At 74.5% G+C, this 14,634-nt stretch carries 12 protein-coding genes; 7 read left to right on the top strand and 5 right to left on the bottom strand.

The features are described 5' to 3' along the window. Positions 1–2: 2 nt before the first annotated feature. A complete protein-coding gene (locus ACO1BR_RS18250) occupies positions 3–539 on the bottom strand; it encodes an FHA domain-containing protein (RefSeq protein ID WP_426796117.1) in 537 nt (178 codons plus the stop codon). A 221-nt stretch (positions 540–760) separates the two neighbouring features. Between ACO1BR_RS18250 and treZ the strand changes: the two genes are divergently transcribed. From treZ to ACO1BR_RS18275, 5 genes are all read left to right on the top strand, one after another. Beyond that, positions 761–2,584, top strand: coding sequence for a malto-oligosyltrehalose trehalohydrolase (gene treZ / locus ACO1BR_RS18255; RefSeq protein ID WP_426796118.1), 1,824 nt, complete (start codon positions 761–763; stop codon positions 2,582–2,584). A gap of 78 nt (positions 2,585–2,662) precedes the next feature. Then, the gene (locus tag ACO1BR_RS18260; RefSeq protein WP_426796119.1) at positions 2,663–4,267 is read left to right on the top strand and encodes a PucR family transcriptional regulator; all 1,605 of its coding nucleotides are present in this window, start codon (positions 2,663–2,665) and stop codon (positions 4,265–4,267) included. A 73-nt stretch (positions 4,268–4,340) separates the two neighbouring features. Further along, on the top strand, positions 4,341–5,258 hold the full coding sequence (locus tag ACO1BR_RS18265; RefSeq protein ID WP_426796120.1) for a metallophosphoesterase family protein: 918 nt from the start codon (positions 4,341–4,343) through the stop codon (positions 5,256–5,258). Beyond that, complete coding sequence (locus ACO1BR_RS18270; protein ID WP_426796121.1) at positions 5,255–5,923, top strand: 4'-phosphopantetheinyl transferase family protein; 669 nt, start codon at positions 5,255–5,257, stop codon at positions 5,921–5,923. The genes ACO1BR_RS18265 and ACO1BR_RS18270 overlap by 4 nt, the downstream gene beginning before the upstream one ends. A gap of 333 nt (positions 5,924–6,256) precedes the next feature. Beyond that, a complete protein-coding gene (locus tag ACO1BR_RS18275; RefSeq protein ID WP_426796122.1) occupies positions 6,257–8,620 on the top strand; it encodes a helicase C-terminal domain-containing protein in 2,364 nt (787 codons plus the stop codon). A 129-nt stretch (positions 8,621–8,749) separates the two neighbouring features. On the opposite strand, the gene msrB is transcribed toward ACO1BR_RS18275, so the two are convergent. The 4 genes from msrB to ACO1BR_RS18295 all read right to left on the bottom strand — a co-directional run bounded on the left by msrB (position 8,750) and on the right by ACO1BR_RS18295 (position 12,609). Then, positions 8,750–9,157 (bottom strand): peptide-methionine (R)-S-oxide reductase MsrB, encoded by a 408-nt coding sequence (gene msrB / locus ACO1BR_RS18280; protein ID WP_426796123.1) that lies wholly within the window; start codon positions 9,155–9,157, stop codon positions 8,750–8,752. Positions 9,158–9,175: 18 nt separating this feature from the next. Beyond that, entirely contained in the window at positions 9,176–10,579 is a 1,404-nt protein-coding gene (gene murC / locus ACO1BR_RS18285) for a UDP-N-acetylmuramate--L-alanine ligase (RefSeq protein ID WP_426796124.1), read from the bottom strand. A gap of 156 nt (positions 10,580–10,735) precedes the next feature. Beyond that, positions 10,736–11,377, bottom strand: a complete 642-nt coding sequence (locus ACO1BR_RS18290) for a response regulator (RefSeq protein ID WP_426796125.1) — start codon at positions 11,375–11,377, stop codon at positions 10,736–10,738. Further along, entirely contained in the window at positions 11,374–12,609 is a 1,236-nt protein-coding gene (locus ACO1BR_RS18295; RefSeq protein ID WP_426796126.1) for a sensor histidine kinase, read from the bottom strand. Before ACO1BR_RS18295 ends, ACO1BR_RS18290 begins: the two co-directional genes overlap by 4 nt. Before the next feature lie 223 nt (positions 12,610–12,832). On the opposite strand from ACO1BR_RS18295, the gene ACO1BR_RS18300 reads away from it, so the two are divergent. Together ACO1BR_RS18300 and ACO1BR_RS18305 are read left to right on the top strand one after the other, a co-directional pair. After that, positions 12,833–13,924 (top strand): ABC transporter permease, encoded by a 1,092-nt coding sequence (locus ACO1BR_RS18300; protein ID WP_426796172.1) that lies wholly within the window; start codon positions 12,833–12,835, stop codon positions 13,922–13,924. After that, the gene (locus tag ACO1BR_RS18305) at positions 13,921–14,607 is read left to right on the top strand and encodes an ABC transporter ATP-binding protein (RefSeq protein WP_426796127.1); all 687 of its coding nucleotides are present in this window, start codon (positions 13,921–13,923) and stop codon (positions 14,605–14,607) included. The genes ACO1BR_RS18300 and ACO1BR_RS18305 overlap by 4 nt, the downstream gene beginning before the upstream one ends. Positions 14,608–14,634: the final 27 nt, after the last annotated feature.

The following is a 14,634-nucleotide window of genomic DNA, read 5'->3' on the forward strand; positions in this document are numbered from 1 at the left end:
CCTCAACGCTCCGTCAGGACGTAGTCCACCTGCCCGAAGCGGATGTGGTCGCCCGGCCCGACCGGTATCTCGCCCACCACCCGGCGCCCGTTGACGCAGGTGCCGTTGGTGGAGCCGAGGTCGCGCAGCATCCAGCCCTTGCCCTCGCTGCGCAGTTCGGCGTGGTTGCGGGAGACGGTCTCGTGGTTGAGCCGCAGCCCGACGCCCGGCGCCCGTCCGATCAGCAGCGGGAAGGGCCCGGGCTCCGGCAGCATCAGCTTCGGCAGCCGCTCCGTACTCCATGCCCTGCGCACCCGGATGTGGAACGCCGACACCCGGCCGACCATCCGCAGCACCATCCCCTGGACCTTGCCGCGGCTCTCCAAGTCAGCCGTGACCAGGGCGAGTTCGGACTGCTGCTGAGCGGACAGGACGAGTTCCAGCCGCCGGAGAAAGGTGTCCTGGGACAGCCGTCCCTGCGCCGCGCCGTCACGCAGCAGCTCAAGGGCGCGTTCCCGGTCGGCGTCCGAGGGCCGCGCGGGGAACTGGAGCGAAGTCATACCGTGATTCTCCGGCCACCGTGACCCGGTGTCCAGGCGATGTCGGTGCGGCGGGCGGACCGCGGTCGCGGCCCGGGCGCGGCGCGGCTCGCCGGAACGGCGCAGCGCACGGCCCGATACCGGCCCGCCGCGCCACGTCGCACTGTCGGGCGGCGCGGCGGCGTGCTTTCGTCGTGGGGCCGGGGCGTTCCCGGCGGCAGCGCGAACGAAGGAGGACAGCCGTGCTGTTCGAGGTGTGGGCGCCGGACGCCGGGCGGGTCGCTCTCCAGTGGGCGGGTGACCGGTCCGCCGAACCGGCCGTCCCGTTGGCGCGCGAGGCCGGCCGCGCCGGCTGGTGGCGCGCCGAGGCGCCGGCCCGGCACGGCGACCGCTACGCCTTCCGGATCGACGGCGGCCCGCCGCGCCCCGACCCCCGGGCCGCCCGGCTGCCGGACGGCCCCGGCGGGCCCGGCGCGGTCGTCGAGCACGGCCGGTTCGCCTGGCAGCATCCCTGGCCCGGCCGCCCGCTGCCCGGCGCGGTCCTCTACGAGCTGCACATCGGGACGTTCACCCCCGAGGGCACCTTCGACGCCGCCGCGGCCCGCCTCGGCCACCTCGCCGGCCTGGGCATCACCCATGTCTCCCTGATGCCGGTCTGCCCGTTCCCCGGCACCCACGGGTGGGGCTACGACGGGATCGCCCCCTGGGCGGTGCACGAGCCGTACGGCGGACCGGACGGTCTCAAGCGCTTCGTTGACGCGGCGCATGGCCACGGCCTCGGGGTCGTCCTCGACGTGGTCCACAACCACCTCGGCCCGTCCGGCAACCATCTCCCGGAATTCGGGCCGTACTTCACCGGCACCCACCACACGCCGTGGGGGGCGGCGGTCAATCTGGACGCCCCCGGCTCCGACGAGGTGCGCCGCTACCTCGTCGGCAGCGCGCTGGGCTGGCTGCGCGACTACCGCGTCGACGGGCTCCGGCTGGACGCCGTGCACGCCCTGCACGACGGCCGCGCCCGGCACTTCCTGGCCGAACTGTCCGCCGCCGTGGACGCGCTGGCGGGGCATCTGCGCCGCCCGCTGTTCCTGGTCGCCGAGTCCGACCTCAACGATCCGCGCACCACCGCACCGCGCACCAGCGGCGGGCACGGCCTGCACGCCCAGTGGAACGACGACTTCCACCACGCCCTGCACACCGCGCTGACCGGCGAATCGCACGGCTATTACGCGGACTTCGCGCGCGCCCCGCTCGCCGCCCTCGCCAAGACGCTGACCGGCGGCTTCTTCCACGACGGCAGCTACTCCGGCTTCCGCGGCCGGGCGCACGGCGCACCGCTCGACCTGCGGGCGACGCCGCCGTACCGGCTGCTCGGCTACGCCCAGACCCACGACCAGATCGGCAACCGCGCCCTCGGCGACCGGCTCACCGCCCACCTCTCCCCCGGACTGCTCGCCTGCGGCGCCGCGCTGGTGGCGTGCGCACCGTTCACGCCGATGCTGTTCATGGGCGAGGAGTGGGGGGCGCGTACGCCCTGGCAGTACTTCACCGACCACACGGACCCGGAGCTGGCGGAGGCCGTACGGGCCGGGCGGCGGCGGGAGTTCGCCGCCCAGGAGGGCGGCGCGGCGGCCAACGGGGGCGGCCCCGCCGCCGACTGGCCGGACCCGCAGGATCCGGCCACCCGCGACCGCTGCGTCCTGGACTGGACCGAGCCCGCCGCCGCGCCGCACGCCGCGCTGCTGGCCTGGTACCGCACCCTGCTCGCGCTGCGCCGCGACCACCCCGCGCTGACCGACCCGGATCCGGCCCGCACCCGGGTCACCTACGACGAGGAGGCCCGCTGGCTGCTGCTGCGCCGCGGCCCGCTCGGGCTGGCGGTCAACCTCGCGGCGCACGGCACGGCCGCCGTGCCGGTCGCCGCGGCGGCCCGGACGGCGGGGGCCCGGACGCCGGCGTTCCGGGCGCTGGCGGGCTGGCCGGAGCCCCGGCTTCCGGACGGCGACGGGGTGCTGCGGCTGGCGGCGGAGTCGGTGGCGGTGGTGGATGTGGATGTGGCGGAGTAGCGCCCGCGCACCCGACGGCGAGCACTCCACGCCGCGCCGGATCGTCCATCCCCTCCCTACGTGATGGACACTATGTCCATGCCTCTGCGAATCTCGGACCTGCTGGACCGGCCCGGCCTGAATCTGGCGGTGGCCTACGACGTACCTGCAGAGCTGCTGGCGCGCACCGTCGAAGCCGCGACCGTGTCCGATCTGCCGGCCCCGGGGAAGTGGCTCCAGGGCGGTGAGCTGCTGATGACCATCGGCCTGCTGCTGCCGAGGGAGCCGGCGGCCTGCCGGGCGTACGTCCGGGACGTGGCCGAGGGGGGCGCGGCCTGCCTGGCGCTCGGGCTGGGGCAGGGGCTCCCGTACGAGGAGGCTCCGGAGCCGCTGGTCACGGCGGCCAGGGAAGCCGGCCTGCCGCTGCTGACGGTGCCGGACGAGGTGCCGTTCATCGCCGTCACCAAGGCGGTCTTCGACGCCCGCGCCGACGAGCAGCGCGAGGTGCTGCACCGGGCGTTCGCCACCCAGCGGCGGCTGACGGCCGCGGCGGCGACCAGCGACGGGCTCCAGCCGATGTTGGAGGAGTGGACCGCCGCCACCGGTGTCGGCGCGACCGTCCTCGACCCGCTGGGGCGGCAGCTGGCGGCCGGCGAGCCGGAGGCGCGGGCGCCGCTCGCCCAGGCCCGCGATCTGCTGGAGCGGGTCGCCGCCCGCGGGCTGCGCGGCAGCGCGTCGAGCACCGCCGGCGGGCAGCAGCTGGAGGTACAGCCGCTGGGCGCCCGCCGGCTGCGCGGGCTGCTGCTGCTCACCGGCCGCCCGGACGACGCCGCCCGCTCCGTCGTCCCGGGGCTGATCTCGCTGCTCTCCCTGGAGCTGGAGCGGCGCCATCTGCGCGACGAGCCGGAGCGGCGGCGCCGGTCGGCGCTGCTGTCGGAGCTGCTGGCGGACGAGGAGCTGCCGGCGGACCGGGCCCGGGACCTGCTCGCCTCGGCGGGCCTGACCGCGGAACGGGTGCGGGGGATCGTGGTCGAGGCCGCTCCGCCGGAATCGCGCGGCGGCCCGCCGCCAGCGGCCGGGGCGGCCGAGGGCGCCGCCCAGGAGACGGCCGCCGATCTGGCGCTGGCGATGCCCGGCGGGCTGGTCCGGGTGGCCGCCGGCCCGGCGTCCGTACCGGGCCCGGTCATCGAGGCCGTGGTGGGCGAGGAACTGGACATCCACGCGGTGCTCGGCCGGTTCGCCCCGCACTGCCCGGCGGGCATCGGCCCAGCCACCGCGCCGGAGGCGGTACGGGTGTCGCTGCGCCAGGCGAGCGGGCTGCTCGCCGTCAGCCGGAGCAGCGGCCGGCCCGCGGAGGCCCGGCAAAGCGAGGCCGCCCGGCTGCTGCTGGACCTGGGCGACCGCCGTACGCTGCACGGCTACACCGATGCCGTGCTGGGCCCGCTGGACCTGGCGGACAACGGCGAGGAGCTGATCGCGACCCTCGCCGCCTGGCTGGAGACCGGCGGCGCCTGGGACGCCACCAGCCGCCTCCTCGGCGTGCACCGCCACACCGTGCGCAACCGCCTGGACAAGGCCATGGACCTCACCGGCCGCCGCCTCGACGACCCCGACGACCGCTTCGACCTCTGGCTCGCCACCCGTATCCGCCGCGGCGGCGCCCCCGCCCCGGGGCACGGTGACGGGCCGGTGACGGCCCCGTGACGACCCCGCGGCGCACTCCCCTGGCCACCGGGCCGCGCTTCACTCTCCCCGCGTCACCGTCTTTACTTCAGAGGTGACCTACGAGATCCGCACCTTCGCCCCCGGCGCCGAGCACGCCACCACCAGGCCCGCCCCCACGTCCCGGGAGGGCCGGCTGGTCGCCGTCAGCGACCTGCACGTCCGGTACGAGGAGAACCGCGACATCGTCGAACGTTTACGGCCGGAGTCCGACGAGGACTGGCTGCTGGTCGCCGGGGACGTCGGGGAGTACGAAGCCGATGTCCGCTGGGCGCTCACCCTGCTGAGCGAGCGGTTCGCCAAGGTGGTGTGGGTGCCGGGCAACCACGAGCTGTGGACCCCCGCCAAGGACCCCGTGCAGCTGCGCGGGGTGGCCCGCTACGAGCATCTGGTCGGAATCTGCCGGGAGTTGGGTGTCCTCACCCCCGAGGACCCCTATCCGGTCTGGGAGGGCGCCGGCGGCCCCGTCGTCATCGCGCCGCTGTTCCTGCTCTACGACTACACCTTCCGGATGCCGGGGGCGGACACCAAGGAGAAGGCGCTGGCCCTCGCCGAGAAGGCCGGGGTGGTCTGCACCGACGAGTACTTCCTCCACCCCGACCCCTATCCGACGCGCGAGGCGTGGTGCCGGGCCCGGCTGGCGGAGACGGAGGCCCGGCTCGCCGCCCTCCCCAAGGATGCCGCGACCATTCTCGTCAACCACTGGCCGCTGGTCCGCGAACCCACCCGGCCCCTGTGGTATCCGGAGTTCGCCCTGTGGTGCGGCACCGAGGCCACCGCCGACTGGCCCCGCCGCTTCCGCGCCGCGTCCGTCGTCTACGGGCATCTGCACATCCCCCGCCTGATCATCTCGGACGGTGTGCCGCACCAGGAGGTGTCACTGGGCTACCCTCGCGAATGGCGGCGCCGCTCCGGCTCCCCCGGCCGCCCGGTCCAGATCCTCCCCGTCGCGACCACCGGAGTCCCTGCGTGATCGAGAAGCTGCTGCCCGCCCCGATATCCGCCGCCGAGTCCTTCCACGACGACCCGGTGGAGGAGATGTACCCGGAGGAGCGGGCCTTGGTCGCGAACGCCGTTCCCCATCGCCAGCGGGAGTTCGGCACCGTACGCAACTGCGCCCGCCGGGCGCTGGCCGCCTTCGGTGTCGCGCCGGCCCCGGTGCTCCCCGGGCCGGGCCGAGCCCCGCGCTGGCCGGCCGGCGTCGTCGGCGCGATGACCCACTGCAGCGGCTACCGCGCCGCGGCGGTGGCCCGCGCGGCGGACGTCCGCGCGCTGGGCCTGGACGCGGAGCCGAACGAGCCGATCGACGACCCCGGCGTCCTCGACCTGGTGTCGCTCCCCGAGGAGCGCGACCAGATCGCGCGGCTCGCCGCCCACCAGCCGGAGGTCTCCTGGGACCGGCTGGTCTTCAGCGCCAAGGAGAGCGTCTACAAGGCGTGGTACCCGCTCACCGGCCGCTGGCTGGGCTTCGAGGAGGCCCGGCTGACCCTCGACCCGACCGACGCCACGTTCACCGCCCGCCTCCTCGTCCCCGGCCCGGTCGTCGACGGCCGGCAACTGGCCGAGTTCAGCGGCCGGTGGCTGATCGGGGCGGGCCTGGTGCTGACGGCGGTGACGGTACCGGCGACCACGGGGTGACCCCGGCTCCCGAACCGTCGGACGTACACCCTCACCACGAGACCGGACCGCCTCAGCCCGGCGCAACGCGAAGCACTCGACCGGTAACGGGTAAGCCGCGCCAACGCCGCCGTGCCTCTGAGCACTGAAGCGGGGAGCCTGTGAAGCGGCGAAGTGCTGAAGTGGTGGTTCTTCGACCGCGTCCTTCGGGCGGCGCATCTGAGCCATGGGCCCTCCCTGCCCGGAGCGGTCAAGTCCGGAGCCGGAGGGGGCCGGTTGTCAAGCCCGCGCATTCCTCGTCCGGGGCGGCACTAGCCTGGGCCGGGTTCGGAAACTCGCGCCTCGGAACGGGTGATGGTCATCGGCAGCTCCCACGGCTCGGTGTTGACGCGTTGGCTGCGGACCCTCGACGCCGGTCGACTGCAGGGTGTGCTCGACACGCGCGCCGACTGCGCACGCCCACCGGAGCCGCGCACGCTGGGTGAGCTCGCCGACCGGCTGCAACGGCCGGGGTCGGTCGCGCGAGCGCTGCCGTTGCTGTCGCGCCCCTGCCTCCAAGTCGCCGAGGCGCTTGCGGCCCTCGGCGCTCCCGCCCCGCGCACGGAGCTGGAAAGCCTGCTCGGCACGGACGCCGCCCGCCTCGACACGGCACTGTGCACGCTCGGCGGGCACGCGCTCGTCTGGCCCGGCCCGGACGGAGTGCTGCACATGGCGGCGGCACTGCGCGATGCCTGGGAGACACCCCTCGGTCTCGGCACCGGGCTCGACGAGTTGTTGTCCGGTACGACATCCGACGCACTGCGCAGGATCGCGACGACGCTCGGTCTCGCACCCGGCACCAAGAAGCGCGAACGCCTTGCCGCCGTGCTCGATCACCATCGTGACCCCGATCGCCTGCGAGCGCTCCTCGACTCCGCACCACCGCGGGCCTTGGACCTCCTGGAGCGGACTGTCCGCCGCGACCGGACGCCCATCATGTTCGGCTCGGTCACCGAGGACCCCGCAGAACGCTGGCTGTGGGAACGGGCCCTGCTGGTCGGCCGGGGCTGGTCGATGGAGCCGGCGCGCGTACCCGCCGAGGTGACGCGAGCGCTACGCGGTCCCAGCTGGCACGCCCCTTTCGACCCGGTGCCGCCCGAGCTCCCCTTCGTGTCCCTCACCGCCTCCGACGTGGAGAGTGACGCAGCCGCCGCGGCCGCCTCCTTCACGGGGCAGGCCGGCGCGCTGCTGAGGGAGTGCGCGGCCCGCCCCGTGACCGCACTGAAGTCGGGCGGCGTCGGAGCACGCGAACTGGCTCGCCTCGGCAAAGCCATCGGGTGTGACGAGCCGGTGGTACGCCTCGTGCTGGAGACCGCGTACGCCGCCGGGCTGCTGGCCTACGAACAGCGCGCCCTGTCGGTCACCGAGGCGTACGACGGGTGGGCCGGAGCGGACCCCGCCGACCAGTTCGCCTCTCTGCTCCATGCCTGGTGGCTGCTCGGCCTCACTCCCTCGGGCTCCCGTGACGAGGCGGGCAAGGCACTGCCGGCCGTGGGGCGTACGTCGCCCTGCGCCGGTTGCCTGGCTGCCCGCCAGGGGCTGCTCACCGCGGCGGGCGGACTTCCGGCCGCCCACGGCGCACGGAACCCGGCCGACCTGGGACCGCTCGTGACCTGGCACCGGCCACTCGCCCACGAACTCCCCCAGGACACCACCCCGTTCGCCGGACTGATCCGGGAGGTCGAACTGCTGGGGCTCCTGGCCCGCGGCGCCCTGTCCCCGTTCGGCGCGGCCGTGCTGCACGACAACGAAGACCTCCTGCACACACATGCCCGGCGCCTGTTGCCCGGCGCCACCTCAAGGACCCGCATCGGAGCGGACCTCACCGCCGTGGTGATGGGCACCCCCACCGGCCGCCTCGCAGCGCTCCTGGACTCGCTCGCCGACCGGGAGGCCCACGGCACGGCATCTGTCTGGCGGTTCGGTCCGTCATCACTGCGCCGGGCGCTGGATGCGGGCCGCACCCCGGCCGAGATCCAGGCCGCCCTCTCCGACACCGTGGACGGCCAGCTGCCCCAGACCCTCACTTACCTGATCGCCGACACCGCCCGTAAGCACGGACGGCTCCGCCTCGCCACCACCGCGTGCGTCATCCACAGCAACGACACAGCGCTGCTCGCCGAGATCGCCGCCCACCGCACACTGTCCCGGCTCGGGCTGCGCAGCATCGCGCCCGGCGTCCTGCTCTGCCGCACCCCACTACCCGAGGCGCTGGACGCCCTGCGCACCGAGGGGTACGCACCGGTAGCCGAGTCGGAGGACGGAGCGGTCCGCCTCGAACGCCCCCGGCAGACCCGCGCCACGCAGCTCCGCCCCCGCCCCCGGCAACACCCCCGCCACACCGCCCCTCCCCCTGGACTGGCGCTCCGCCTGCTGTCTGCCCCGGACCGCGAACCGCACCCCGACCCGGGGCGCGGCGTCCCCTTCCAGAGCGACACCGAAGAGATCCTCGCCGGCTACGCGAAGGCGCTGAATCTGACGGACATCCGGCAGCTCGCCCACGCCATCCACGAGCACGAACCCCTCACCCTCGAATACCTCGCCGTCTCGGGGAACCGGACCATCCGCACCGTGAGCGAACTCGAACTCGACCCGCCGCTCCTCTCCGCGTACTGCCATCTCCGCGAAGACCAACGGGTGTTCACCCTCTCCCGCATCCAGGCCGTCATGCCGACATGACCTGACGTCCCGGAACCTCGGCCGGGCGCGTCGGCCCGGGGCAACAGCGCCACACCTCGGTCTCGGTGCCGGCAGCCCAAGCCCGTGCGAGCGGATGGAGAGGAAAGCCCCGCTCGTCGATTCGCCGGTTCAGCCCTCGTCCGGGGCCAACCGCAGCGAGATCGAGTTGATGCAGTACCGCTGGTCCGTCGGGGTGGGGTAGCCCTCCCCCTCGAAGACATGGCCGAGGTGGGAGCCGCAGCGGGCGCAGCGGACCTCGGTGCGATGCATGCCGTGGCTGCGGTCCTCCAGGAGCTCCACGGCGTCGGAGTCCTTGGGGTCGTAGAAGGAGGGCCAGCCGCAGTGGCTCGCGAACTTCGTGTCGGAGCGGAACAGTTCGGCGCCGCAGGCCCGGCAGGAGTAGACGCCGGCGGTCTTGGTGTCGGTGTACTCGCCGACGAAGGCGGGCTCGGTGCCGGCCTGGCGCAGGACCTGGTACTCGGCGGGGGTCAGCTCGGCGCGCCACTGCTCGTCGGGCTTGTCGATCTCGTACGACATCTGGGGTGCCTCCTCAGCTCAGCTGCCCAGGCGGGTCAGGATGGCGGGGCCGAGGTCGGTCACATCGCCCGCGCCCATGGTGAGAACAAGGTCACCGGGCTTCGCCATTCCGGCGATCAGGTCCGGGATCGCGCCCTTGTCGCTCTCGGGGGTGACCGCCGCGCCGGCGGCCCGTGCGGCGTCGATGATCAGGGCGCTGGTGACGCCGGGGATCGGGTCCTCGCGGGCGGGATAGATGTCCAGGACGACGGAGGCGTCGGCGAGGGCCAGCGCCTGGCCCATCTCCGTGCCGAGCTCCTGGGTGCGGGAGAAGAGGTGCGGCTGGAAGACGACGAGGATCCGGCCGCCGTCCTCCTGGGTGGCGCCGCGGATGGCCTCCAGGTCGGCGGTCATCTCGGTGGGGTGGTGGGCGTACGAGTCGATGACCTGGACGCCGGCGGCCTCGCCCTTGAGCTGGAGGCGGCGCTTGACGCCGGTGTACTTGCCGAGGGCGTCGGCGAGGGTGTGCGGCGGCAGGTCGAGGGCGACTCCGGCGGCCAGGGCGGCGACGGCGTTGTGGGCGTAGTGCCGGCCGGGGACGGAGACGGTGAAGGTGAGGATCTTGCCGCTGGTGAGGGTGACGGTGACGTCGCTGGTGAGGCCGTGCGGGGTGATCTGGAGGATGCGGACGTCCGCGTCCTTGGACTCGCCGTAGGTGACGACCTCGATGTCGTGGCGGCCGGCGATCCTGGCGGTCAGCTCGCGGGCGCCGGGGTGGTCGGCGGCGATGACGAGGGTGCCGCCGGGGCGGATGCGGCCTACGAACGTCTCGAAGGACTCGTAGATCTCGTCCATCGAGGCGTAGTTGGCGTGGTGGTCCAGCTCGACGTTGAGGACGATGGCGACCTCGGGGGCGTACTTGTGGAAGCTGCGGTCGCTCTCGTCGGCCTCGGCGACGAAGATCCGGCCGCTGCCGTGCTCGGCGTTGGAGCCCGGGGCGTCGAGGTCGCCGCCGATGGCGTACGACGGCTTGAGGCCGAGGGCGCCGAGGGAGACGGCGAGCATGGACGTCGTCGTGGTCTTGCCGTGGGTGCCGGCGACGGCGATGGGACGCAGGCCGTCCATGAGGGCGGCGAGGGCGTCGGAGCGGTGGACGACGGGGATGCCGCGCTGCCGGGCGGCGGCCAGCTCCGGGTTGTCGGCGCGGATCGCGGAGGAGACGACGACGCTGGTGGCGTCCGGGGCGAGGTGCTCGGCGGCGTGCCCGATGTGGACGGTGGCGCCGAGGTCGCGCAGGGCCTGGGCCGTGGCGGAGTCCTTGGCGTCGCTGCCCGCCACCCGGGCGCCGCGCTGCGCGAGGATCTTGGCGATGCCCGACATGCCGGCTCCGCCGATGCCGATGAAGTGCGGCCGGTCCATCGAGGCTGGGATGGCGGGTGCCATGGGTGGATCTCCCTGATCGTCGAGCGTCGCGTGCGGTGGTGCTGTCTCGTCGTACGGCGTGGTGGTGTCGTCGTGCTGTCGACGATTCTCGCACCCGGCACCGACAGCGCCGGTCCGAGGACCGCGGCCGTACCCTCCGCGGGGGCCGGAGGCGGCTCAGCGGCGGATCAGGCCGCGGGCGGTGGCGGCGGCGACCGCGGCCGTACGGGAGTCGACGCCCAGCTTGGCGTAGATGTGGACGAGGTGGGATTTGACGGTCGCCTGGCTGAGGAAGAGCCGCTTGCTGATCTTCGCGTTCGACAGGCCGTCGGCGACCAGCTGCAGCACCTCGGTCTCGCGCCGGGAGAGCGCGGTGGCCGGTGTGCGCATCCGGTCCATCAGGCGCAGCGCGATGGTGGGGGCGAGTGCGGACTTCCCGGCGGCGGCGGTGCGGACCGCGGCGGCCAGCTCCTCGGGCGGGGCGTCCTTGAGGAGGTAGCCGGTGGCGCCCGCCTCGATCGCGGCGAGGATGTCGGCGTCGCTGTCGTACGTGGTCAGGACCAGCACGCGGGGCGCACCGGGGCGGGCGGTGATCTCGGCGGTGGCCTGGGCTCCGAGCATCCGGCCGCCGAACTGGAGGTCCATCAGGACCACGTCGACCTCCAGCCGGCCGGCGAGGTCCACGGCCGCTTCGGCGGTCGGGACGTCCGCGACGATCGTGAAGTCCGGTTCGGTCTCCAGGACGGCGCGCAGCCCGGCCCGTACGACGGGGTGGTCGTCGGCGAGCAGCAGCCGGACGGGGGCGCCGGTCGTGGTCACAGGGCGGCCTCCTGGGCAGAGGTGGCGGCGGGGCAGGGCAGGGTGACGGCGAGGGCGGTGCCCTCCCCGGGGGCGGACTCCACGGCGAGGGTCCCCTGGAGGGCGCGGGCCCGGGCGCGCATGGCAGCCAGCCCGAAGCCGGTGCCGGCGGCCGCGTCGGAGCCGGGCGGCGGCACCTCGGAGGGCACGAACCCGGCGCCGTCGTCGACGACGTCCAGTGCGACCTCGGTGTCCATGTAGCTGAGGGTCAGCTCGACGCGCCGGGCGGCGGCGTGCTGGACGGTGTTGGCGAGCGCGGACTGGGCGATGCGCAGCAGGGCGACCTCGTGCGGGGTGGGCAGGGCGGTGGGGGCGCCGGAGACCTGGCAGTGCACGGCGAGGCCGGACGTGCGGGCGGTGGCGGCGCACAGCCGCTCCAGGGCGGCGGGCAGCGACCCGGCCTCCAGGTCCGGCGGGCTCAGCGCGTGCACGAAGCGGCGCGCCTCGGCGAGGTTGTCGACGGCGGCCGTACGGGCCTGCCGGACATGGCCGAGGGCGGTTTCGGGCCGCTCGGGGATGGCGCGCTCGGCGGCCCTCAGCAGCAGCTGGATGCTGGACAGGCCCTGGGCGAGGGTGTCGTGGATCTCGCGGGCCAGCCGCTCCCGTTCGGCGAGTACACCGGCGGCCCGCTCGACGGCGGCCAGTTCGCTGCGGGCCTCGGTGAGCTCCTCGATGAGGCGGCGGCGCTGCTCGCTCTCCCGGTAGAGGGCCTGGTAGCCGAGGACGACGGCGACCGCCACGGCCGCGCCCAGGACGGGGCCGATGACCGTGCCGACGCTGAGCGAGTGGGTGTGCCAGGCGAATCCGGCGATGGCGAGGGCCGTACTGGAAGCGACGGCGGGCAGCGCCCAGCGCAGCGGCAGCAGGTGCAGCTGGACGAAGTAGAGCGGGAAGGCCAGCCAGACGCCGTCCGGGGTGAGCGCCAGCAGCACCATCCAGACCAGGACGACCGCGGCCAGCCAGAGCGCGGCGGCCCGGGAGGACGTGCGCACCCGGGGCAGTGCCGGGCCGAGGACGTACAGCGCGAGCAGCACGACGGCGGTGGCGATGACGGCCGGGGCGGCGGCTGACTGGTCGGCCACGGCGCGTACGGCGGCGAGCCCGAGCAGCGCGGCCACCATCAGATGGAGGCAGAGGCGCAGGGCGCGCAGGACGGGGGTGAGGGAGTGGTCGGTCCCGGCTTCTTCAGTCACGGCCTCTTCTTCGGTCACGGCCTCTTCAGGCTAAGCGCCGCCCCGGCACCCGGCATCAATCGAAAGGTGGAGCACCGGCATCCAAAGGTGGAGGCCGGGCCGCACCTTTCGGCGGCCGCGAACCACTCCTCGGCGCGATGCCCGGCACCCCGCCGGCGGGCGACGGTGGGGACGACAGCCGGGCAGCGGGCCCGGCGCCGTGGACCCGAGGATGGCAAAGCCTGTGTTCGTCGCCTGGAGAGACCTGAGATTCGCCAAGGGCCGGTTCGCGCTCATGGGCACCGTCATCGTGCTGATCACGGTGCTGGTGGGTCTGCTGTCCGGCCTGACGGCGGGCCTGGGCCGGGAGAACACCTCGGCGATCACCGCGCTGCCCGCCGACCACCTGGTCTTCGCCGCCCCGGCCGAGGGAGGCTCGCTGTCGTTCGCCGACTCCCGGCTGCCGGAGCGGACGGTACGGGACTGGGCCCGGGTGCCCGGCGTGCGCAGCGCCGACCCGCTGGGGATCGCCACGGCCAAGGCCGCGGCGGACGGCGGCCGGACGGCGGCGGTGTCCGTCTTCGGCGTACGGCCCGGCTCGCGTCTGGCGCCGTCCCCGGGGGCGGTCCGCGACGGTGCCGCCGTCCTGTCCGGCAAGGCCGCCGACGCCCTCGGCGTACGGGCCGGGGACCGGCTCGCCCTGGGCGGCCGTACGGTCACGGTCGCGGCGGTGTCCGGGGCCGCGATGTACAGCCACACCCCGGTCGTGTGGGCCTCGCTCGGCGACTGGCAGCGGCTGGCCGGGAGCCCCGGCGGGGCCGCGGACTCCGGGGGCGCGACCGTCCTCGCCCTCTCCACCACCGGGACGTCCGGTCTGGCCGCCGCCGACACCCGGCTCGGCACCCGGACGGTGACCGCGGACGCCGCCCTCCAGGCCATCGGCTCGTACAGCGCCGAGAACGGCTCGCTCCAGCTGATGCGCGGCCTCCTGTTCGCCATCTCGGCGCTGGTCATCGGCGCGTTCTTCACGGTCTGGACGATCCAGCGCAGCGACGACGTCGCGGTCCTCAAGGCGCTCGGCGCCTCGACCGGTTCGCTGCTGCGGGACGCGCTCGGGCAGGCCGTCGTCCTGCTGGCGCTCGGTACGGGCCTCGGCACCGCCGTGGCGGCCGGGGTCGGCGCGGCGGTCGGCGGCACCGTGCCGTTCGTCCTCGACCCGTCCACTGTGCTGGTCCCGGCCCTGATCATGATCGCGCTCGGTGCCGTCGGCGCCGCGCTGTCCATCCGCCGCATCACGTCCGTAGACCCGCTGACCGCCCTGGGAAGTGCCCGATGAGCCTCGAACTGACCGATGTCACCCTCACCTACCCCGACGGCGACGGCCGGCTGACCGCGCTGGACGCGGTCTCCCTGGTCGTACCGGCGGGCAGCATGACGGCGGTGATCGGGCCGTCCGGGTCCGGCAAGTCCAGCCTGCTGGCGGTCGCCGCGACGCTGATCACGCCGGACAGCGGACGGGTGGTGGTCGACGGCACGGACACCACGGGCCTGGGCCGCGCCGAGCTGACGGCGCTGCGCCGGACGACCATCGGGACGGTCTTCCAGCAGCCGAACCTGCTGCCCTCCCTGACGGCCGCGGAACAGCTCCAGGTGATGGCCCATCTTGACGGCCGCTCACCCCGCCAGGCACGTTCCCGGGCGCTGGAGCTGCTGGCGGCGGTCGGCCTGGCGGACCAGGCCGACCGCCGGCCGCACCAGCTGTCCGGCGGCCAGCGGCAGCGGGTCAACATCGCGCGGGCCTTGATGAACGAGCCCGCGGTGCTGCTCGTCGACGAGCCGACCAGCGCCCTGGACCACGAACGGGGCGCCGCCGTCCTCGACCTGCTGACCACCCTCACCCACCAGCGGGCCACCGCGACGGTGCTGGTCACCCACGACCGGGCGCATCTGGACGCGGTGGACGAGATCGCGGAGGTACGGGACGGGCGGCTGAACTCCCGCCTCGGCTCCCGGACTTGACGGCGCGGGGTGACGTGGGGCGGCAGG

The sequence above is a fragment of the Streptomyces sp. YGL11-2 genome (assembly GCF_050054615.1).
Lineage (GTDB): Bacteria > Actinomycetota > Actinomycetes > Streptomycetales > Streptomycetaceae > Streptomyces.